This is a genomic window from Frigidibacter sp. (genome assembly GCF_030695035.1).
Lineage (GTDB): Bacteria > Pseudomonadota > Alphaproteobacteria > Rhodobacterales > Rhodobacteraceae > Frigidibacter.
In genome coordinates, this window is sequence record NZ_JAUYTT010000014.1 from 238,154 (window position 1) to 258,602 (window position 20,449).

At 67.4% G+C, this 20,449-nt stretch carries 26 protein-coding genes; 18 read left to right on the forward strand and 8 right to left on the reverse strand.

The genetic code is table 11. From position 1 onward, the window contains the following. The first annotated feature begins 52 nt into the window (after window positions 1-52). The 5 genes from def (Q8S30_RS15165) (at window position 53) to Q8S30_RS15185 (ending at window position 3,043) form a co-directional block, all read left to right on the forward strand. On the forward strand, window positions 53-574 hold the full coding sequence (gene def, locus Q8S30_RS15165) for a peptide deformylase (protein ID WP_305666860.1): 522 nt from the start codon (window positions 53-55) through the stop codon (window positions 572-574). 10 nt (window positions 575-584) lie between these two features. Beyond that, window positions 585-1,091, forward strand: coding sequence for a peptide deformylase (gene def, locus Q8S30_RS15170; protein WP_305666861.1), 507 nt, complete (start codon window positions 585-587; stop codon window positions 1,089-1,091). Then, on the forward strand, window positions 1,088-1,588 hold the full coding sequence (def, locus tag Q8S30_RS15175; RefSeq protein ID WP_305666862.1) for a peptide deformylase: 501 nt from the start codon (window positions 1,088-1,090) through the stop codon (window positions 1,586-1,588). Before def (Q8S30_RS15170) ends, def (Q8S30_RS15175) begins: the two co-directional genes overlap by 4 nt. A gap of 2 nt (window positions 1,589-1,590) precedes the next feature. Then, complete coding sequence (gene fmt, locus Q8S30_RS15180) at window positions 1,591-2,490, forward strand: methionyl-tRNA formyltransferase (protein WP_305666863.1); 900 nt, start codon at window positions 1,591-1,593, stop codon at window positions 2,488-2,490. Window positions 2,491-2,857: 367 nt separating this feature from the next. Then, window positions 2,858-3,043, forward strand: coding sequence for a hypothetical protein (locus Q8S30_RS15185; RefSeq protein ID WP_305666864.1), 186 nt, complete (start codon window positions 2,858-2,860; stop codon window positions 3,041-3,043). On the opposite strand, the gene Q8S30_RS15190 is transcribed toward Q8S30_RS15185, so the two are convergent. The 6 genes from Q8S30_RS15190 to Q8S30_RS15215 all read right to left on the reverse strand — a co-directional run bounded on the left by Q8S30_RS15190 (window position 3,044) and on the right by Q8S30_RS15215 (window position 7,194). After that, on the reverse strand, window positions 3,044-3,667 hold the full coding sequence (locus tag Q8S30_RS15190; RefSeq protein ID WP_305666865.1) for a trimeric intracellular cation channel family protein: 624 nt from the start codon (window positions 3,665-3,667) through the stop codon (window positions 3,044-3,046). After that, window positions 3,664-4,131, reverse strand: coding sequence for a ribonuclease HI (gene rnhA / locus Q8S30_RS15195; protein ID WP_305666866.1), 468 nt, complete (start codon window positions 4,129-4,131; stop codon window positions 3,664-3,666). Before rnhA ends, Q8S30_RS15190 begins: the two co-directional genes overlap by 4 nt. Before the next feature lie 63 nt (window positions 4,132-4,194). Continuing rightward, window positions 4,195-4,797, reverse strand: coding sequence for a LysE family translocator (locus Q8S30_RS15200; RefSeq protein WP_305666867.1), 603 nt, complete (start codon window positions 4,795-4,797; stop codon window positions 4,195-4,197). A 32-nt stretch (window positions 4,798-4,829) separates the two neighbouring features. Then, on the reverse strand, window positions 4,830-5,450 hold the full coding sequence (locus tag Q8S30_RS15205; protein ID WP_305666868.1) for a bifunctional 2-polyprenyl-6-hydroxyphenol methylase/3-demethylubiquinol 3-O-methyltransferase UbiG: 621 nt from the start codon (window positions 5,448-5,450) through the stop codon (window positions 4,830-4,832). Next, window positions 5,447-6,397, reverse strand: coding sequence for a 4-hydroxy-3-methylbut-2-enyl diphosphate reductase (ispH, locus tag Q8S30_RS15210; protein WP_305666869.1), 951 nt, complete (start codon window positions 6,395-6,397; stop codon window positions 5,447-5,449). The genes Q8S30_RS15205 and ispH overlap by 4 nt, the downstream gene beginning before the upstream one ends. Before the next feature lie 218 nt (window positions 6,398-6,615). Next, window positions 6,616-7,194, reverse strand: coding sequence for an NYN domain-containing protein (locus tag Q8S30_RS15215; RefSeq protein WP_305666870.1), 579 nt, complete (start codon window positions 7,192-7,194; stop codon window positions 6,616-6,618). A gap of 120 nt (window positions 7,195-7,314) precedes the next feature. Here Q8S30_RS15215 and folK point away from each other — a divergent pair, with 120 nt between their 5' ends. The 5 genes from folK to Q8S30_RS15240 all read left to right on the forward strand — a co-directional run bounded on the left by folK (window position 7,315) and on the right by Q8S30_RS15240 (window position 12,090). Next, entirely contained in the window at window positions 7,315-7,893 is a 579-nt protein-coding gene (gene folK, locus Q8S30_RS15220; protein ID WP_305666871.1) for a 2-amino-4-hydroxy-6-hydroxymethyldihydropteridine diphosphokinase, read from the forward strand. A 77-nt stretch (window positions 7,894-7,970) separates the two neighbouring features. Continuing rightward, window positions 7,971-8,330, forward strand: a complete 360-nt coding sequence (gene rpoZ, locus Q8S30_RS15225) for a DNA-directed RNA polymerase subunit omega (RefSeq protein WP_066809085.1) — start codon at window positions 7,971-7,973, stop codon at window positions 8,328-8,330. A gap of 30 nt (window positions 8,331-8,360) precedes the next feature. Continuing rightward, window positions 8,361-10,478 (forward strand): bifunctional (p)ppGpp synthetase/guanosine-3',5'-bis(diphosphate) 3'-pyrophosphohydrolase, encoded by a 2,118-nt coding sequence (locus tag Q8S30_RS15230; RefSeq protein WP_305666872.1) that lies wholly within the window; start codon window positions 8,361-8,363, stop codon window positions 10,476-10,478. 52 nt (window positions 10,479-10,530) lie between these two features. After that, on the forward strand, window positions 10,531-11,235 hold the full coding sequence (locus Q8S30_RS15235) for a DUF2062 domain-containing protein (RefSeq protein WP_305666873.1): 705 nt from the start codon (window positions 10,531-10,533) through the stop codon (window positions 11,233-11,235). A 96-nt stretch (window positions 11,236-11,331) separates the two neighbouring features. Next, window positions 11,332-12,090, forward strand: a complete 759-nt coding sequence (locus Q8S30_RS15240) for a pyridoxine 5'-phosphate synthase (protein WP_305666874.1) — start codon at window positions 11,332-11,334, stop codon at window positions 12,088-12,090. Window positions 12,091-12,093: 3 nt separating this feature from the next. On the opposite strand, the gene Q8S30_RS15245 is transcribed toward Q8S30_RS15240, so the two are convergent. Next, entirely contained in the window at window positions 12,094-12,987 is an 894-nt protein-coding gene (locus Q8S30_RS15245) for a LysR substrate-binding domain-containing protein (protein ID WP_305666875.1), read from the reverse strand. Between the two features lie 90 nt (window positions 12,988-13,077). Between Q8S30_RS15245 and Q8S30_RS15250 the strand changes: the two genes are divergently transcribed. The 8 genes from Q8S30_RS15250 to Q8S30_RS15285 all read left to right on the forward strand — a co-directional run bounded on the left by Q8S30_RS15250 (window position 13,078) and on the right by Q8S30_RS15285 (window position 18,606). Continuing rightward, on the forward strand, window positions 13,078-13,218 hold the full coding sequence (locus Q8S30_RS15250; protein WP_305666876.1) for a hypothetical protein: 141 nt from the start codon (window positions 13,078-13,080) through the stop codon (window positions 13,216-13,218). Between the two features lie 76 nt (window positions 13,219-13,294). Beyond that, window positions 13,295-13,726, forward strand: a complete 432-nt coding sequence (gene acpS / locus Q8S30_RS15255; RefSeq protein WP_305666877.1) for a holo-ACP synthase — start codon at window positions 13,295-13,297, stop codon at window positions 13,724-13,726. Between the two features lie 55 nt (window positions 13,727-13,781). After that, entirely contained in the window at window positions 13,782-14,573 is a 792-nt protein-coding gene (lepB, locus tag Q8S30_RS15260; protein ID WP_305666878.1) for a signal peptidase I, read from the forward strand. Further along, window positions 14,570-15,259, forward strand: a complete 690-nt coding sequence (gene rnc, locus Q8S30_RS15265) for a ribonuclease III (protein WP_305666879.1) — start codon at window positions 14,570-14,572, stop codon at window positions 15,257-15,259. Before lepB ends, rnc begins: the two co-directional genes overlap by 4 nt. Beyond that, entirely contained in the window at window positions 15,252-16,196 is a 945-nt protein-coding gene (era, locus tag Q8S30_RS15270; RefSeq protein ID WP_305666880.1) for a GTPase Era, read from the forward strand. The genes rnc and era overlap by 8 nt, the downstream gene beginning before the upstream one ends. After that, a complete protein-coding gene (locus tag Q8S30_RS15275) occupies window positions 16,186-16,527 on the forward strand; it encodes a DUF1491 family protein (RefSeq protein WP_305666881.1) in 342 nt (113 codons plus the stop codon). Before era ends, Q8S30_RS15275 begins: the two co-directional genes overlap by 11 nt. A gap of 63 nt (window positions 16,528-16,590) precedes the next feature. Then, a complete protein-coding gene (gene recO / locus Q8S30_RS15280; RefSeq protein WP_305666882.1) occupies window positions 16,591-17,319 on the forward strand; it encodes a DNA repair protein RecO in 729 nt (242 codons plus the stop codon). 87 nt (window positions 17,320-17,406) lie between these two features. After that, the gene (locus Q8S30_RS15285) at window positions 17,407-18,606 is read left to right on the forward strand and encodes an MFS transporter (RefSeq protein ID WP_305666883.1); all 1,200 of its coding nucleotides are present in this window, start codon (window positions 17,407-17,409) and stop codon (window positions 18,604-18,606) included. Window positions 18,607-18,609: 3 nt separating this feature from the next. Here Q8S30_RS15285 and Q8S30_RS15290 read toward each other — a convergent pair whose 3' ends face one another. After that, entirely contained in the window at window positions 18,610-20,280 is a 1,671-nt protein-coding gene (locus Q8S30_RS15290; protein WP_305666884.1) for an acyl-CoA dehydrogenase family protein, read from the reverse strand. Between the last annotated feature and the right edge of the window lie 169 nt (window positions 20,281-20,449).

The following is a 20,449-nucleotide window of genomic DNA, read 5'->3' on the forward strand; positions in this document are numbered from 1 at the left end:
CGCGGACGTGCTCCCCGTTGCGAAACGTCGCGCCATCGCCTAAATCCGGGCAATGACCCTGCGCCATATCCTGATCCATCCCGATCCTCGCCTCAAGAAGGTCTGCGACCCCGTGGCGCAGATCGATGACGAATTGCGCGCGCTCGCGGATGACATGCTCGCCACGATGTATGACGCGCCGGGCGTCGGTCTTGCCGCGCCGCAGGTCGGCGTGACGCGCCGGGTGCTGGTGATGGACTGCGTCAAGGACCTCAAGGCGCAGCCGCGCCCGATGGTGCTGATCAACCCCGAGGTCACCTGGACCTCGGCCGAGACCAGCACCTATGAGGAGGGCTGCCTGTCGATCCCCGAGCAATATGCCGATGTGACTCGCCCCGCCGAGGTGCGCGTGCGCTGGCTGGGGCTGGATGGCAAGCTGCATGAGGAAGGGTTCGAGGGCCTGTGGTCCACCTGCGTGCAGCACGAGATCGACCACCTGAACGGCAAGCTGTTCATCGATTACCTGGGCCCGCTGAAGCGGCAGATGATCACCCGCAAGATGGAAAAGCTGAAGCGCGAGATGGCCCGCGCATGAAAGGCGCGGCATGAGCGTCCTGCCCATCGTGATCTGGCCGGATCGGCGGCTGAGCGAGCCGGCCGGCGCGGTCGCGGTGTTCGACGCCAGCCTGCGCCATCTGGCCGAGGATATGCTGGACACGATGTATGCCGCGCCGGGCCGCGGGCTGGCCGGCCCGCAGGTCGGGGCGATGCTGCGGATCTTCGTCATGGACTGCCACTGGAAGGACGGCACCGCCGACCCGCGGGTGTTCGTGAACCCCGAGATCGTGACGTCCGAGGGCGAAGCCACCCGCGATGAGGGCTGCCTGTCGGTGCCCGGCCTGCTGGTGCCGGTGACGCGGCCCGCCAAACTGCGCCTGCGCTGGCAGGGGCTGGATGGGACGTATTCGATGGGTGATTTCGAGGGCTTCGAGGCAACGTGCATTCAGCATGAACGCGACCATCTGGACGGGATCCTGCATATCGACCGCACCACGGACGAGATCCGCACCATCCTTGCCCCTGACTTGGCCGCTTTGGAGGCGCAGAAATGAGTGTCCGTGCCTTCGTGCCCTATCCCGACAAGCGGCTGCGCACCCCGGCAGAGCCGGTGCTGGCGATCAATGAAACCGTCCGCATGATCTGGGACGACATGGTCGAGACGATGGATGCGATGCCGGGCGTTGGCCTTGCTGCGCCGCAGATCGGCATCATGATGCGGCTGGCGGTCGTCGATGCCTCGGACAAGCGCGGGCAGGCGGTGCGGATGGCTAACCCCGAGGTGCTGCACGCCTCGGTCCAGATGCGCCGGCATGAAGAGGCGAGCCCGAACCTGCCCGGCATCTCGGCGATCATCGAGCGACCGCGGGCGGTGACGGTGCGGTTCCTGAACGAGGCGGGTGAGATCGAGGAGCGTGATTTCGTGGCGCTCTGGGCGACCTCGGTGCAGCACCAGATCGACCATCTGAACGGCAAGGTCTTTGTCGATCACCTCAGCCCGCTGCGCCGCAAGATGCTGGTGGCGAAGCTCGGCAAGCAGCGGAGGGACTAGCCATGCGGGTGGTGTTCATGGGCACGCCGGACTTCTCGGTGCCGGTGCTGGAGGCGCTGATTGCGGCGGGGCATGAGATTGCGGCCGTCTACAGCCAGCCGCCGCGCCCCGCGGGCCGCGGCAAGAAGGACCGTCCCGGCCCGGTGCAGGCGCGGGCCGAGGCGCTTGGCCTGCCGGTGCGCCACCCGCGATCCTTGCGCGACGCCGCGGCGCAGGCGGAGTTTGCCGCGCTTGGGGCCGATGTGGCGGTGGTGGTGGCTTACGGGCTGATCCTGCCGCGCGAGGTGCTGGACGCTCCGGCGCGGGGCTGCCTGAACATCCATGCCTCTTTGCTGCCGCGCTGGCGCGGGGCGGCACCGATCCAGCGGGCGATTCTGGCAGGGGATGCCGAAACCGGCATCTGCATCATGCAGATGGAGGAGGGGCTGGATACCGGCGCAGTGCTGTTGCGCGAGGCGGTGGCGATTGGGGCGGAGGATACGGCGGCCGACCTGCACGACCGGCTGTCGGGCATGGGCGCGCGGTTGGTCTGCGCGGCGCTGGACCGGCTGGACACTCTGGAGCCGCAGCCGCAACCGGCCGAGGGCGTGACCTATGCCGCCAAGATCGACAAGGCCGAGGCGTGGATCGACTGGTCCCGCCCGGCGGTGGAGGTGGACCGCCAGATCCGCGGGTTATCGCCCTTTCCGGGCGCGTGGTGCGAGGTGGCGGGCGAGCGGATCAAGCTGCTGCGCTCTCGCCTGGCTTCGGGGCAGGGGGAGGCGGGTGCGGTGCTGGGGGGCTTCACCGTCGCCTGCGGCAGCGGCGCGGTGGAGGTGACCTTGGCGCAGCGCGAGGGGAAAAAGCCGATGCCGGCGGGGGAGATGCTGCGGGGGCTGTCGCTGCCGGAACGGCTGGGGTGAGGGTGCGCAGCCGCTTGGTTCGAGCCCCCTCTAAAGTCGCAGGCCATTTCCCCCACGCTTCCCGATCCTGAGCCCCGGCGCGATCAGACGGCTTGCCGGGGTGGCAAGCCGACCGCGACTGTTGCCCGGAGGCGCAAGCCGCAGGGCAAGGGGTGGAGACATAGGCGCTCCCGGTGCCAAATTCTGCAAGGCAACGGTTGCGCGGGGCACTTCGAGGCTACGGCTTGGAGCAGGCGTTCCCCCCACTGCGCATTGGGGATTTCCTGCCCCGCGTGAATAAGGCACACTGCCCAAAACGCCGGAACAGGCACGGGCAGAGCATGGCACCCACCCTTACAAGCGCAGCGCCCGTCAGGGCGGCCCGCACATGACCCTCCTGCGCGCCCTGTTTTGGGGGCTGGCCAGCCTTGTCCTGGCCTTCTTGGCCTGGCGGCTGCTGAAGCTGACGATCTGGGCGCTGATGCGGCCTGGCGGGTGGGTGGTAATCGCCGTCGCCGTTCTGGTCGCGGTGAAGGCCATGGATGGCGGCGCAGCGCAGGCCGTGGTGCCCTGACTACTGCCGCGGCGGGCGGGGGCGGTAGACCGGCAGACGCCAGCCAAAGCCAAGGCTTCCCGCGCGCAGCCCGAAGGTCACCACACCGCAGGCGAGCAGGGCGGGCAAGCCCGGCGCGCCGAGTGCGACAAAGGCAAGCGCCGCCACCGCACCGCCGAAGGCCGCCGACAGGTACAGTTCGCCCTGCTTCAGCACCAGCGGCACCTCGTTGCAGACCACGTCGCGCATCAGGCCGCCAAGGGTGCCGGTGACAACTCCCGCAATCACCACGATCACCGGCCCATGCCCGAGCGCCATCGCCACACCCACTCCGGCAGGCACGGCAACCGCCAGCGCACAGGCATCGAGCCACAGGATTGCGCGGTAGCGGCTCTCCAGCAGATGCGCGGTGAAGAACACCGCCACCGCCGCCCCCGCCGCCAGCAGCACGAATTGCGGCGCGGCGACCCAGAACACCGGGTCGCGCCCCAGGATCAGGTCGCGCACCGTGCCGCCGCCCACCGCCGTCAGCGCGGCGATGAAGATGAAGCCGACCAGATCCAGCTGCGACCGGCTGGCGACCAGCGCCCCAGTCAGCGCGAAGACGAGCACCGAGGCGTGGTCGAGCAGCGAAACCAGCGTCATCGCAAAGCCTTTTGCGGCTTGAATGGCGCCATGCCCTCGCGCGCCAGCTCATCGGCGCGCTCGTTCTCGGCGTGCCCCGCATGACCCTTGATCCAGCGCCAGACCACCTGATGGCGCGCCTGCGCCTCGTCCAGCCGCTGCCACAGATCGACATTCTTCACCGGCTTGCGGTCGGCGGTCTTCCAGCCATTGCGCTTCCAGCCGTGGATCCAGCTGGTGACGCCGTTCTTCACATAGGCGCTGTCGGTGATGATGGTGATCGCCGACGGCCGCGCCAGCGCCTCCAGCGCCGAGATCGCCGCCAGCAGCTCCATCCGGTTGTTGGTGGTGTCCGGTTCGCCGCCGTTCAGCGTGCGCTCCTTGACCACCGCCTCGCCCTCACGCGCCAGCATCAGCACGCCCCAGCCCCCGGGGCCCGGGTTGCCGGAACAGGCTCCATCGGTATAGGCGAACAGGTCTGGCATCGGCGCTCCTTCAGTTGCCGCCGGTCTAGGCAGCGGGGCAGGGGGCGTCAACCATGAGGGGCCTCAGGCGCGCTCCATCGCTAGCCTTGCGCCAAGCGCGGCAAAGGAGGCGGCGAAGGCGCGGCGCAGCCAGGTCATCACCCGCGCATTGCCGAGGATCGCTTGCCGGGCAAAGCCCGCGGCCAAGGCATAGGCGGCGAAGGTCACGAAGGTCATGGCGGTGAAGCCGAAGCCGAGCTCGACCAGCAACCTTGCGCCGCCGTCTGCGGGAACGAATTGCGGCAGGAAGGCCACGAAGAACAGCGGCAGCTTGGGGTTCAACAGGTTCAAGAGGATGCCGCGCCAGACGATGCGCGCCGCCGAGCCCGGCTCTGCCGCGCGGATGTCCATGCCGCCATGGCCTTTCAGCGTGGCCCAGGCCATCCACAGCAGGAAGGCGACGCCGGCGAATTTCACCGTCTGGAACAGCACCGCGCTGGCGTGGAGCACGGCGGCGAGCCCCGCCATCGCCACCGCCAGATGCAGCGCGGTGACGATGGTGCAGCCGACCGCCGCCAGCATCCCGGCGCGCAGCCCGCCCCCCAGCGTCATCGACAGGGTATAAACCACGCCGATGCCCGGCGAGACGCAGACGATGAAGGCGGTCAGCAGGAATTCGGGGGACATGGCGATCTCCATCAAGGGACGTCGCCAGAAGATCAGGCTTCGCGCGTTGCGTCCAGCCGCAGCATCGTGATCGGCCGGCCGTCGAAGCCTTGGCCGGAGCCGAGCGAGACCTCCAGCACTTCGATACCGCAGGCTGCCAGCGCGGCGCGCAGGTCCGCCTCGCGGTGATGCACGTAGAGCCGGCCCAGCCGGTCGCGCAGGGTCTCGTCACCCTCGTGGATCGAGAGGAACAGTCGCCCGCCGGGTCGAAGGGCAGCGGCGATCCGTGCCAGCGCTGCGGGCAGGTCGGCGCGCGGGATGTGCTGAAGCGCGGCGTTGCACCAAAGGCCGTCGAAGGCCGCTACGGGCAGCACCTCGGCCCCGCCCGCAATCGCGGTGACGCCGCGGGCCGCGGTCAGCGCCACCATCGCCGGGACCGGGTCGAAGGCGGTGACGGCAAAGCCCTGGTCCCGCAGCCAGGCCGAGGCCCACCCCGCGCCACAGCCCAGATCGGCCACCGCGGCCTTGGCGGGCAGGCTTGCTGCAAAACGCTGAAGGGTCTTGGGTGCGCCGTGGCCCTGTGACCAGTTGGCATAGGTTTCGGCATTGGCCTGATAGAAATCGACAGTGGCGGGATCGCCACAGAAACTGAACTTGGCGGGATCGCCGGTCACGCGGGCTCGCGCAGCAGGCGGGGCACCTTGAACTCGATGGTCTCGATGGCGGTCTCCACCATCTCGACCGTCACGTCGAACCGGGCGCGAAAGGCGTCGATCACCTCATCCACCAGCACCTCGGGCGCCGAGGCGCCGGCGGTGACGCCCACGGTGCGGATGCCGTCCAGCGCGCGCCAGTCGATATCGCCCGCGCGCTGCACCAGTTGCGCATAGGCGCAGCCCGCCGCGCGCCCGACCTCGACCAGCCGTTTGGAGTTGGAGGAGTTGGGTGCACCGATCACCAGCAGCGCGTCGATCTTCGGCGCCACCGCCTTGACGGCGGCCTGCCGGTTGGTGGTGGCGTAGCAGATATCCTCGCGCGCCGGACCGATGATGGCGGGGAAGCGCTGCTTCAGGGCGGCGACGATGCCCGCAGTGTCATCGACCGAAAGCGTGGTCTGGGTGATGAAGGCGAGCTTCCCGGGATCGCGGGGCGAGAGGCCCGCCACATCCTCGGCGGTTTCGACCAGCAGCACCTCGCCGTCTGGCAGCTGGCCCATGGTGCCAAGCGTCTCGGGGTGGCCGGCATGGCCGATCATCACCATCTGCAGGCCAGCCTCGTGATGCCTCGCCGCCTCGCTGTGCACCTTGGTCACCAGCGGGCAGGTGGCATCGACATGGATCATCATCCGCCGCGCCGCCTCGGCCGGAACCGCCTTGGGCACGCCATGGGCAGAGAAGATCACCGGGCGGTCGTCGGGGCAGTCGTCCAGTTCCTCGACAAACACGGCTCCCTTGGCGCGGAGGCCGTCCACCACAAACTTGTTGTGCACGATCTCATGCCGCACGAAGACCGGTGCACCCCATTTTTCCAGCGCCATCTCCACGATCTTGATGGCGCGGTCCACGCCGGCGCAGAACCCGCGCGGTGCGGCCAGATACAGGGTCAGGGGCGGAAGGGTCATGCGCGGCCTCGAAGAGTTATGGGCCAGAGGTAAGGCCAAGCGCCCGCTGCGTCCAGCCCCGCACCCCGAAAACCAAGGCATACGAGAGGACACAGCGTCCGCAAGCGAATTGGCGGGCGGTCTTGTCGGGCTGCGGTGCTGGCTTTGCGCATCCCCGAGAAAGGGACCACATGGCTGGCGGGGAGACGGCAATGGCGGCGCGCTGGCGCCGGCATCCGTCAAGTCTCGACGGTACTCGCCGGGGCGTCCTCACGCTCCAGCCGCGGCTCGCGCGGGGGGCGGCCGATGACTTCGCGCAACTCGTCCAGCTCAATGAAATTGTCGGCCTGGCGGCGAAGCTCGTCGGCGATCATTGGCGGCTGGCTGCGGATGGTGGAGACGACAGAGACGCGCACGCCTTGCCGCTGCAGGCTTTCGACCAGCGGGCGGAAATCACCATCGCCCGAGAACAGCACGATGTGATCGACCCGGGGGGCAAGCTCCATGGCATCGACGGCAAGCTCGATGTCCATGTTGCCCTTGACCTTGCGGCGGCCCTGGCTGTCGGTGAATTCCTTCGCCGGCTTGGTGACCATCGTGAAGCCATTGTAGTGCAGCCAGTCCACCAGCGGGCGGATCGGCGAATAGTCGTCATTCTCCAGCAGCGCGGTGTAGTAAAAGGCCCGCAGCAGCTTGCCGCGCCGCATGAACTCCTGGCGCAGCAGCTTGTAGTCGATGTCGAAGCCCAGAGATTTGGCTGCGGCGTAGAGATTGGAGCCATCGATGAACAGAGCGAGCCGTTCGTCCTTGTAAAACATGGATTTTCCTTTCAAATCGCCTCGCTGCCCGGATCCGTGTAGGGGTGGGAGTGAACCACTGGATGAAAAATGACGCAGCGCGACGACTGTTAAAAATAGGATGATTTCGCGGTGCCGCAAGTGCCTGTACAATCCGGAAACAATTCCGCGGCGCTGATTGCGCTCGGGGCGAACCTCCCGCTTGGGGGCCAGCCGCCAGAGGTGACGCTGCGGCATGCCCTTGCGTTAATTTCAAACGAAACGGTTCATATTCGGGCAGTTAGCCGGTTCTTCCTCTCCCCCGCCTACCCTGCCGGATCGGGCCCGGATTATGTGAATGCGGTGGCACTTTTGGATGTGCGGATTTGTGCCGATGCCCTTCTGGCGCATCTCCACACAATCGAGGCGCGAATCGGTCGGACCCGGCTGGAGCGCTGGGGCGCGCGTGTTGTGGACCTCGACCTGCTCAGCCACGGCGATTCGGTGCTGCCCGATGCGGCGACGCAGGCAGCCTGGCGAGCGTTGCCGGCGGCAGAGCAAACACGCGCCGCGCCCGAGCAACTGATCCTGCCGCATCCGCGGATCGAGGGCCGCGCCTTTGTGCTGGTTCCGCTGGCAGAGGTGGCGCCCGGCTGGGTGCATCCGGCCACCGGGCAGGGGGTTGCCGCGATGCTTGCCGCACTTCCCGATGCGGACAAAGCGGCGCTGCGGCCGTTGTGACGGGAAACTTGCTTGTCAAGAGGGATGGCAGCGCATACATAGCGCATCTCACCTTCCAAGCCGGATTGGAGTTACCGATGGCCCGCGTGACGGTTGAAGACTGCGTTGACAAGGTTCCGAACCGCTTCGAGCTGGTGATGCTCGCAGCGCACCGTGCCCGTGAAATAACGGCCGGGTCCGTGATTACCGTGGACCGCGACAACGACAAGAACCCCGTCGTCAGCCTGCGTGAGATCGCGGATGAAACGCAGGGCGCCGAAGACCTGCGCGAGCGGATGATCTCCAGCTATCAGACCCAGATCGAGGTGGATGAGCCGGAAGAAGATGCGATGTCGCTGTTGATGGGCGGCGCCGGCGAGATGGACCGTCCCGCGGCCGACGACATGGACGAGGAACGCCTGCTGCGCCAGCTGATGGAAGCACAGGGTCAGGACTGATCGCGGAATACCGGGGGTTTGCGGAGCGGAATGATCGACGTCGAAGACCTGATCGCGCTGGTCCGCAACTATAACCCCCGCACCAACGCAGACCTTATCCGGGCGGCCTATGACTATGGCCGCCGGATGCACGAAGGGCAGAACCGCCATTCCGGCGAGCCCTATTTCACCCATCCTGTCGCCGTCGCCGCCATCCTGACAGAGATGCGGCTCGATGATGCGACCATCGTCACTGCCCTTCTGCATGACACGATCGAGGATACCCGCGCTTCGTGGAAGGACATTGCGGGCAAGTTCGGCGATGACGTGGCCGATCTGGTCGATGGCGTCACCAAGCTGACCAACCTGCAACTTTCCTCGACCGAGACCAAGCAGGCCGAGAACTTCCGCAAGCTGTTCATGGCCATGTCCAAGGACCTGCGGGTGATCCTGGTCAAGCTGGCCGACCGTCTGCACAACATGCGCACGATCAAGTCCATGCGCCCCGACAAGCAGATCCAGAAGGCGCGCGAGACGATGGACATCTTCGCACCGCTGGCCGGGCGGATGGGGATGCAATGGATGCGCGAAGAGCTGGAGGACCTGTCTTTCAAGGTGCTCAATGCCGAGGCCCGCAACTCCATCATCCGCCGCTTCCTGACCCTTCAGCGCGAATCGGGCGATGCGATCCCGAAGATCAGCGCCGATATCCGGACCGAACTGGACAAGGCGCAGATAGAGGCAGACGTCTTCGGCCGTGCCAAGAAGCCCTATTCGATCTGGCGCAAGATGCAGGAGAAGAGCCTCGCCTTCTCGCGCCTCTCCGACATCTACGGCTTTCGCATTATCTGCCGGACCGAGGCCGACTGCTACCGCATCCTGGGCGTGATCCACACCCGCTGGCGCGCGGTGCCGGGGCGGTTCAAGGATTACATCAGCCAGCCAAAATCGAACGGATACCGCTCCATCCACACCACGGTGTCGGGCCGCGACGGCAAGCGGGTGGAGGTGCAGATCCGCACCCGCCAGATGCATGAGGTGGCCGAGGCAGGGGTCGCGGCGCATTGGTCCTACCGCGAGGGCGTGCGGTCACGGAACCCCTTTGCCGTCGATCCGGCCAAGTGGATCGCCACGCTGACCGAACGCTTGGACGAGGGCGACCACGACGAATTCCTCGAGAATGTGAAGCTGGAGATGTACACCGATCAGGTGTTCTGCTTCACGCCCAAGGGTGACGTGATCCAGTTGCCCAAGGGCGCGACGCCGCTGGACTATGCCTATGCGATCCACACCCGCATCGGGAACAGCTGCGTCGGCGCGAAGGTCGATGGCATCCGTGTGCCGCTGTGGACGCGGCTGCGCAACGGCCAGTCGGTCGAGATCATCACCGCCGCCGGCCAGCGCCCGCAGGCGACCTGGCTCGACATCGTGGTGACGGGCCGGGCCAAGGCCGCGATCCGCAAGTCTCTGCGCGAGGAAGACCGCGAGCGCTTCGTCAAGCTGGGGCAGGAACTGGCACGGGTGGCCTTCGAGCATGTCGGCCGCAAGGCCACCGACAAGGCGCTGCGCACCGCCGCGCGCACGCTGGGCTTGCAGGATGAGGTCGAGGTGCTGGCGCGGCTCGGCAGCGCGGAGCTGTCGGCGCGCGAGGTGGTGGAGGCGATCTACCCCGAGCTTGCCGCCGTCCAGAAGGACGAGGTCGATGCGCAGCGCCCGGTCGTCGGCCTTGCCCCCGACCAGTCGTTCCGTCGCGCGTCGTGCTGTCAGCCGCTGCCGGGCGAGCGCATTGTCGGCATCTTCTATCGCGGTCAGGGCGTCATCGTGCACTCCATCGACTGCGCCGCCATGGCGGAGTTCGAGGACGAACCCTCCCGCTGGGTGGACCTGCATTGGCAGGCCGGGCGGCACCCCCCGGTGCATACCGTCAGCCTCAATCTCACGATTGCGAACGATGCGGGCGTATTGGGGCGCATCTGCACCTTGATCGGTCAGCAGCGGGCCAATATCTCGGACCTGCACTTCGCTGACAGGAAACCGGATTTTTACCGGCTGATCGTCGAGGTGGATCTGCGGGACGTGGAACATCTGCACATGGTGCTGACGGCCCTTGAAGCCGAAAGCGATGTGGCGCAGGTGGAACGCTATCGGGATCTCGGTCGCAGGCCCTGACGGGCATCAGCCGGGCGGGCATAGCCCGCTGAGCATCAGAAGGAACGGTCGCGTGGTCTTCAAACGTCGGAACCCGCGCAGCTACATGCGGATCTTCACGGAGTTTTTCTACCCGCGGGGTGGCTGGCGCCGGGCAGTCACCTATGTGATGCACCGCCTGCGCCGTCTGCCGGATGAGCCACACCGGATCGGCCGCGGCGTAGCGGCCGGGGTGTTCGTCAGCTTCACGCCGCTGTTCGGCATCCACTTTCTTGGTGCCGCCGCGATTGCATGGGCGATCCGGGGGAACATCCTCGCGGCGCTGCTGGCGACCTTTGTCGGCAACCCGGCGACGACACCGTTCATCGCGCTGCTGTCGGTGGAAATCGGTCGCTGGATGCTGGGAGTCGAAGGCGGCCTCAGCTTCAACGAGATCATCGGCGCCTTCAGCCATGCGGCCATCGAGATCTGGGCCAACGTCAAGGCGATCTTCGGGCCAGAGCCGACCAGCTGGCTGGACCTGAAGCATTTCTTCGACACCATCTTCCTGCCCTATCTGGTGGGCGGCATCATTCCCGGCCTGATCGCGGCGGTGATCTTCCACTACCTGACGCTGCCGATCATCCGCGCCTATCAGAAGCGCCGCGCCAAGAAGCTGCGCGAGCGATCGGAAAAGCTGCGCCTTGGCGCGCGGGCCCGGGCGCGGGCCGAGGTTGCGGCCAGTGCTGCGGCCGCCGCCGTCGCCGCGCAGACGAACGAGCCCGACCCGCCGCTTTGATCCCGCCGCTTTGACATTGATACAATCTGGCGCTGGAGACGCGCTGCGCGCCGCGCTAGCGTCATGCGAAACTGCGCTGCACGGAGGACGCCGGACATGACCCTGACCCAACCCCTCGGCCGGCTGCGCCTTGGCGTCAACATCGATCACGTTGCCACCGTGCGCAACGCCCGCGGTTCGGCCTATCCCGACCCGATCCGCGCAGCACAACTGGCCGAGGCGGCGGGCGCGGACGGCATCACCGCCCACCTGCGCGAGGATCGCCGTCACATCTCGGATGCCGATATCGAAGGGCTGATGGCGGCGCTGACGCTGCCCCTGAACTTCGAGATGGCGGCGACGGCCGAGATGCAGGCGATTGCCCTGCGCCACAAGCCCCATGCCGTCTGCCTTGTCCCGGAAAAGCGCGAAGAGCGGACGACCGAGGGTGGGCTGGAGGTCGCGCGCGAGGAGAACCGGCTGGCGCATTTCATCGCGCCCTTGCGCGAGGCCGGCTGCCGCGTGTCGATCTTCATCGCCGCCGATGCGCGGCAGATCGAGGCCGCGGCCCGGATCGGCGCCGCGGTGATCGAGCTGCACACCGGCGCCTATTGCGACTTCCACGCCGAGGGCCGGTTTGAGGAGCGCGACATCGAACTCGCGCGGCTTGGCGAGATGGCGGCTTACGCGCACCAGCTGGGGCTGGAGGTTCATGCCGGCCACGGGCTCACTTATGACACGGTCGAACCCGTCGCTGCCTTCCCCGAGGTGATGGAGCTGAACATCGGCCATTTCCTGATCGGCGAGGCGATCTTCCGGGGCCTCGACCCCGCGATCCGCGAGATGCGCCGGCTGATGGACGCGGCCCGGGCCTGACCCTCAGGGCGCGAAGCCCGAGGCGGCAAGCCGCGCCTTCAGCCAGCGCCGGAAGCTTTGCTCGGCCGGGGAGGGGCTGCGGTCCTTCGCGGTGATCAGCCAGTAGGACAGGCCCGTCTCCACCATCCCCGGCGGCAGCGCCACCAGCGTGCCCCGCGCCAGCGCATGTTCGGCGACCACCTCGAAGGCCAGGAACACCCCGGCACCAGAGATTGCGGCATCGAGGCAGAGCGAGGCATCGGAAAACTCCGGCCCGTCGCCTAGGATGTCGGGGCTAAGGCCAAGCGGGGCCAGCCAGACCTCCCAGCCGAACATCGGCCGTGGCTCTCGGATGATCGGCACATGCGCAAGATCGGCGGGGGTATGGATGCGCGCGGCCAGATCCGGCGCGCAGACCGGCACGGCCCGCTGCGGGAACAGCCATTCCGACCGCACATCCGCATAGCCGCCGCGCCCGACCCGGATGCAGAGATCCACGTCCGAGCTGTTCGGGTCGACCAGCGCGGTATCGGCGTCCAGCCGCACCTTCACCCCCGGATGCGCAGCCTGAAAGTCCGGCAGCTGCCAGATCAGCCAGCGCGAGGCGAGGATCGGCGCGACAGAGATGGTCAGGACATTGTCGCGCGCCGGGTCGGCCCGGGCTACGGCGGCAGCCAGTTGCGCAAAGCCGCCGCGCAGCAAGGGTGCGATCTCGGCGCCCTTGGCCGTCAGCTCCATCCCGTCGGCCTTGCGAAGGAACAGGTGCTGGCCAAGCGCCGCTTCGGTGCGCGACACCTGCTGGCTGACGGCGCCGATGGTCACCCCAAGCTCCTCCGCCGCCGCGCGCAGGCTGCCGAGCCGGGCGACCGCCTCGACCGCGCGCAGGCCGTTCAGATGGATGCGGTTCAGTGGCGGCATGAAGATAATCTAAACGCGCTTCACAAGTTCTGCACTGAAAATATGCCCAGAGGCCCTCTATCTTGTTCAGTATTGATGAAGGAGACTCACATGCTGCGCAAATTCCTGCGCCTGGGGCGCGACCGCCCCGCCAAGGCCCCGACCGCCGATATGCTGGACCACCCGGCGATCCGTGCGATGACCCCCGACCAGATGGCGGATCTGCCCTTCCCGCGATCTGCCTGCTCCTGACGCCGCCCCCGCGCTTGCGCCGGGGTTGCAAAACCGCCATATCGCCAACACTTAAGGCTGCACAGGAGCCAGCCCCGTGATCCTTGGCATCGGCACCGATCTTGCGAATATCGAGCGTATCGCCGGCACGCTGGCCCGCTTTGGCGACCGTTTCCGCAACCGCGTCTTCACGGAACTTGAACAGCGCAAGGCCGAGGGCCGGGCCGATGTGGCCGGCACCTATGCGAAGCGGTGGGCGGCCAAGGAGGCTTGCTCCAAGGCGCTTGGCACGGGCCTGCGCATGGGCATCGCCTGGCGCGACATGGGCGTCGGCAACCTGCGCAGTGGCCAGCCGGTGATGCACCTGACCGGATGGGCGGCCGAACGGCTGCGCAGCATGACCCCGCCGGGCTATGAGGCCATCGTGCATGTGACGCTGACCGACGATCACCCCTGGGCGCAGGCCTTCGTGGTGATCGAGGCGCGGCCGGTGACCGCGCCCCCAAGCGATCACGCCGCCGAAACTTGACTCCCCGCGCCCCCGGACGCATGAAGCGCGGGCAACAGGCAGGCAAGGGCAGCAGATGGCATCGAAGGCTTCGGGCAAGGCGGGCGAGGGGATCCTCGAGACGATCAAGACGGTGGTTTATGCCCTGCTGATCGCCGGGGTGTTCCGCACCCTGTTCTTTCAGCCGTTCTGGATTCCCTCCGGCTCGATGAAGGACACGCTGCTGATCGGCGACTTCCTGTTCGTGAACAAGATGGCCTATGGCTATTCGCGCTATTCCTGCCCGTTCTCGATCTGCCCGATCACCGGCCGTCTGCTGGCGTCAGAGCCTGACCGCGGCGATGTGGTGGTGTTCCGCCACCCCGCCAACGGGTCCGACTTCATCAAGCGGCTGATCGGCCTGCCCGGTGACACGATCCAGATGAAGGCGGGCCGCCTGCACATCAATGGCCAGCCCGTTGCGGTAGAGGATGCCGGCACGTTCGAAGAGGTGAAGGCGCCGCAAGGGCCGCAGCGGATCTCACCCCGCTGCGCCAACGATCCAGTGGGAGAGGGCGGCATCTGCATCAAGGAGCGCCAGATCGAGACGCTGCCGGAAGGCACCCGCCACAGCATCCTGAACATCGGCGATGGCTGGGCGGATGACACCCCGGTTTTCACGGTGCCCGCGGGCAACTATTTCTTCATGGGCGACAACCGCGACAACAGCCAGGACAGCCGCTTCGCGCTGGCCACCGGCGGCGTTGGTATGGTGCCCGCCGAATACCTGATCGGCCGCGCTGACCGGATCATGTTCTCCTCCGCCGGCACCAGCCTGTTCTATATCTGGACCTGGCGGAGTGATCGCCTCTTCAAGGCGGTCGAGTGAAGCTGTCCAGCGACCTTGCGGCTTTCGCGGCCCGCATCGGGCACCAGTTCCGCCGGCCCGAATTGCTGCTTCGGGCGGTGACGCATTCTTCGCTGTCCTCGGTCACCCGCCCCTCGAATGAGCGGCTAGAGTTTCTGGGCGACCGGGTCCTGGGGCTGACCATGGCCGAGGCGCTGTTCTCGGCCGATGCCGTCGCCGCCGAGGGACTGCTGGCACCGCGGTTCAACGCTCTGGTGCGGCAAGAGACCTGCGCCGATGTGGCGCGCGAGGTCGGGCTTGGCGATGTGCTGAAGCTGGGCCGGTCGGAAATGATGACCGGCGGGCGCCGGAAAGAGGCGCTGCTGGGGGATGCGATGGAGGCGGTGATTGCCGCCGTGTATCTCGATGCAGGGTTTGAAACCGCGCGCGACATGGTGCTGCGGCTTTGGGGCGACCGGATCGCCGCCGCGGCCGAAAAGGCGCGCGACGCAAAATCGGCCTTGCAGGAATGGGCGCAGGCGCGCGGAATGGCTCCGCCGGCCTATGCGGTGCTGGACCGGGCGGGATCGGATCACGAGCCGCTGTTCACCATCGAGGCGCGGCTGGAGAATGACGCGACCGCGACGGCGCAGGCCGGATCGAAACGTGCTGCCGAGCAGGCAGCAGCACAGGCGCTTCTGGCGCGAATGGAGGCGGGCGATGACTGATGACCAGGACCAGGCGGCGCCGGTTGCCGAAGGCCCGACCCACGCGGGGTTCGTCGCGCTGATCGGCGAGCCGAATGCCGGCAAATCGACGCTGCTGAACAAGATGGTCGGCGCCAAGGTGTCGATCGTCACCCACAAGGTCCAGACCACCCGCGCCCGCATCCGCGGTGTGTGCATGGCAGGCCGGGCGCAGATCGTGTTCGTGGACACGCCGGGCCTGTTCAAGCCGCGCCGCCGGCTGGACCGGGCGATGGTCGCCGCCGCATGGAGCGGGGCGGCCGATGCCGACCTCGTGGTGCTGCTGATCGAGGCGCATCGCGGCATGACCGAGGGCGTGAAGCGCATCCTCGAGGCGCTGGTTGAACGCGGCGGCGGGCGGCCGGTTGCGCTGGCGATCAACAAGATCGACCGGGTCAAAGCCGAGACGCTGCTGGCGCTGGCCGAGCAGATGAACGAGGGCTATTCCTTCGTGCGTACCTTCATGATCTCGGCCGAGCGCGGCCATGGGGTCGATGACCTGCGCGACTGGCTTGGCGAGCAGCTGCCCGAAGGCCCCTGGTTCTACCCCGAGGACCAGATCGCCGACTTGCCGATGCGGATGATCGCCGCCGAGATCACCCGCGAAAAGCTGACGCTGCGGATGCATGAAGAAATCCCTTATCAGCTGACGGTGGAAACCGAGCAGTGGACAGAGCGGGAAGACGGATCGGCTCGCATCGACCAGATCATCTATGTCGCGCGTGAGGGCCATAAGGGCATCCTGCTCGGCAAGGGCGGCGAGACGATCAAGGGCATCTCCACCGCGGCGCGGGTGGAACTGGCGGAGTTCATGGGCCGGCCGGTGCATCTGTTCCTGCAGGTGAAGGTGCGGCCGAACTGGCTGGAGGAATCCGAGCGCTACTCGGAAATGGGGCTCGACTTCAAGGATGGCAACTGACGCCCGCCTCGCCACCCATGTCTGGGTCGGCGCCTATCTGACCCGGCTGCGGCTGGCTGATATTCCCGTCTATGTCACCGCCAAGGGCGATCCGACCGCGGGCACGGTGATGGTGAAATGCGCCACGCTGGACGGGCGCGCGGCCGCGTATCAGCGCAGCTACGACCTTGCCACCGGCGCCCGCGCTTGGATGCTGCTGGCCGAAGGGCCGGAGGCGGAGGTGGATGCCACTCTGACCCGCCAACGCTCCCGCGATCCTGACCTTTGGGTGCTGGAGGTCGAGAACCGCGAGGGGCGCACCCTGCTGGACCAGCCGGGGCTCGCGGACTGAGCCTCTGGCCGTTTCGGGCGGGCGCACATAGGTTGGCTGCCGAGGCTTGCGAAGGGCGCGGGGATGGACTGGCGCGATCAGGGAATGCTGCTGTCGGTCCGCACCCATGGCGAGACATCGGCGATCATCGAGGTGTTCACGGCGCAGCACGGCCGCCATGCCGGCGTGGTGCGCGGCGGCGTGTCGCGCAAGATCGCGCCGATCCTGCAGCCGGGGGCGCAGCTGGATGTCAGCTGGCGCGCGCGGCTGGAGGATCATATCGGCGCCTTCACGGTGGAGCCGCTGCAGTCGCGCACCGGCGTGCTCTCTGACCGGCTGGCGCTGCTGGGGTTGAACGCGGTCTGCGCGCTGCTTCATTTCGTGCTGCCGGAACGCGAGCCGCATCCGGTGCTCTATGTCACCAGCCTCGCGCTGATGGATGCTCTGGCCGCAGGAGATGACTGGGTGCCACGCTACCTGCGGTGGGAAATGGCGCTGCTGGAGGAGCTTGGCTTCGGGCTCGACCTCGGGCGCTGCGCGGTGACCGGCGGGCGCGAGGATCTGGCGTTCGTCAGCCCCAAGACGGGCCGGGCGGTGAGCCGGGAAGGCGCCGGGGACTGGGCGTTGCGGCTGTTGCCCTTGCCGGGGGTGCTGATGGGGCAGGGTGGTGGTAGCGCGGCTGAACTGGCAGACGGGCTCCGCACCACCGGCCACTTCCTCGAACATCGCGTGGCGCCTGCCCTCGGCGACCGCCCGCTGCCCGAGGCAAGGCGGCGGCTGGTAGAGGCGCTGGCCCGCGCCGGCCGCGACTAGACTGCCGCCCCTCAAACCGACACCCCCTGTCGCTTTCCGCCAAGCCTTTCCCCTCGTCCCCGCGTCTTGTGCGGGGCAAGGAGCGCCATGGCCAACCGATACATCCCCGTCGTTTTGCGCCACGTCCCGATGCCGGGCGTGTCGAGCTTCGCCGTCCTCGCGGCGATGGATTCTGCCGTGCGCGGCATTCTGGTGTCTGTCTGGCCGCTGGTGATGTACCGGGCGCTTGGCGATGCCGCGGTGGTCAGCCAAGTGTATTTCATGGTCGGCATCGCGGCGCTGCTGACCGGGCTGATGGTGCCCTGGGCCGGGCGCTTCATCCCGCGGCGCTGGCTTTATACCGGCGGCGTCACGCTCTACCTGATCGGCCCGGCGCTGGCGATGACCGGGCAGGCGGCGCTGGTGCCCTTCGCCTATCTGCTGACCTGCGCGGGCACGGTGACGATCTTCATCTGCCTCAACGCCTATGTGATGGATTACATCGCCCGTGCCGATCTCAGCCGCGGCGAGTCGCTGAAGATCTTCTATTCGGCGCTCAGCTGGACCATCGGGCCGATGCTGGGCGTGGGGCTGATGCATCTGTGGGAGCCGCTGCCGTTCATCCTTGCCGCCGCCTTCGCACTGGCGCTTGGCGCGGTGTTCTGGACGATGCGGCTCGGCAATGGCAAGCAGATCGCCCGGGCCCGCGCGCCCGCACCGAACCCGCTCTCCTACCTGCGCCGCTTTGCCCGCCAGCCGCGGCTGATCGCGGGCTGGCTGTTTGCGGTGATCCGCTCCTGCGGCTGGTGGGTTTATGTCGTCTATCTGCCGATCTTCTGCATCGAGGCGGGGCTGGGGGAGCAGACAGGGGGCATCGCCCTCTCTGCCTCGAATGCGCTGATGCTGCTCTCGCCGCTGATGCTGCGCTGGCTGCAGCGGCGAACCGTGCGGCGGGCGGTGCAGACCGGGTTCATCGGGGCCGGGCTACTGTTTTTGCTGGCGACACTGGGACAGGGCTGGCCGCCGCTGGCGGTGGGCGCCCTCTGGGCGGCGTCGTTCTTCCTGGTGTTCCTCGACATGTGCGGCGGGCTGCCGTTCCTGATGGCGGTGAAGCCGTCGGAACGGGCCGAGATGGCGGCGGTCTATTCCAGCTTCCGCGACGTGTCGGGCATCGTCACGCCGGGCATCGCCTGGGCGGTGCTGCTGGTCGCCCCGCTGGCGGGCGTATTCGCCGCCTGCGGGGCTGGTCTGCTGGGGGCCGCGGCGCTGGCCGGGCGGTTGCACCCAAGACTGGGCGCGCGCCGCTGAGCCTCAGTTCCCGCCGTCCAGCAGGCGGCGGGCGATCACCTGTGCCTGAATCTCCGCCGCGCCCTCGAAGATGTTGAGGATGCGCGCGTCGCAGAGGATCCGGCTGATGGTGTATTCCAGCGCGAAACCGTTGCCGCCATGGATCTGCAGCGCATTGTCGGCGGCGGCCCAGGCGACACGGGCACCCAGAAGCTTGGCCATGCCCGCCTCCAGATCGCAACGCTTGTCGTGGTCCTTCTGCCAGGCGGAATGGTAGGTCAGCTGCCGCGCCACCATGATCTCGACCGCCATCATCGCCAGCTTGCCCGACACGCGCGGAAACTCGATCAGCGCCTTGCCGAACTGCTTGCGGTCCAGTGCGTATTGCATCCCGACCTCCAGCGCCGCCTGCGCCACGCCCACGGCGCGGGCGGCGGTCTGGATGCGGGCGGATTCGAAGGTCTGCATCAGCTGCTTGAAGCCCTGGCCTTCCACGCCGCCCAGAAGGTTCTCGCCCTTGACCTTGAAGCCGTCGAAGCCAAGCTCGTATTCCTTCATGCCCCGGTAGCCCAGAACCTCGATCTCGCCGCCGGTCATGCCGGGCGTGGGGAAAGGGTCTGCATCGGTGCCGGGGGTCTTTTCGGCCAGGAACATCGACAAGCCGCGATAGTCGGTCGTTTCGGGGTCGGTGCGGGCCAGCAGCGTCATCACATGGGTGCGCGCGGCATGGGTGATCCAGGTCTTGTTGCCGGTGACCGTCCAGTCCTCGCCGTCCCGCACCGCGCGGGTGCGCAGGCTGCCAAGGTCAGACCCGGTGTTGGGCTCGGTGAAGACGGCCGTCGGCAGGATTTCTCCGCTGGCGAGCTTGGGCAGCCACTGCGCCTTCTGCTCGGGCGTGCCGCCACACAGGATCAGCTCCGCCGCGATCTCGGACCGGGTGGCAAGCGAGCCGACGCCGATATAGCCGCGGCTCAGCTCTTCCGAGACCACCACCATCGACGCCTTCGAAAGGCCAAGCCCGCCAAACTCCTCGGGGATGGTCAGGCCGAAGACGCCAAGCTCCGCCAGTTCCTCGATGATCTCCATCGGGATCAGCTCATCGCGCAGGTGCCAGCCATGGGCGTTCGGCACCACACGCTCGTCTGCATAGCGGCGGAACTGGTCGCGGATCATCTCTAGCTCATCATCCAGCCCGGTCGCGCCAAAGGTCGCGCGGCCGTGGTTCTCGCGCATCAGCGCGACCAGCCGGGTGCGGGCGGCGGGGGTGTTGCCTGCGGCCATCAGCCGGGCGGCGGCGGGGCCGGGCTGCCAAGTGACGCCCAGATCCTGAAGGCGGGCGGTTTCGCCCTGGCTCATCGGAATGCCGCCGGCGATCTGACAAAGGTATTCGCCAAAGCCGATCTGCAGCAGCAGCTGCTCCATTTCGCCGAAGCGGCCTTCGGCCCGGAGGCGCGTGGCCCAGGCCTGCATCTGCCGCAGCGATTCCACATAGGTCGCGAGCCAGGACAGCGAGTGAGCCGCGAACTGTTCCGCCTCCAGCGCCGCGCCGGACACGCGGCCATTCACGGTGACGGCGGCGCGCAGGCCGGACATCGCCTCGGCCAGCAGGCCTTCCACCTCGGGCAGGGCTTCCGCGGTCAGCGGCAGCAGGTCGGCGGACAGATCGGTCACGGGCATTTCGGCGCCATCAGGCATGGAACGACTCCCTTTCTGCAGTTGCATCATCAGATAGGCCGCGCAAGTTTGGCGCGCAAGTAAAATTCGGAATATACACCAATTGCTTTCGCAAAATTGCGCGCCGGTTTTGCCATGGCCCTTGCCCGCCGGCCTGCGCTAAGCAGTCCGGGGTGCAGAAACGGAAGGG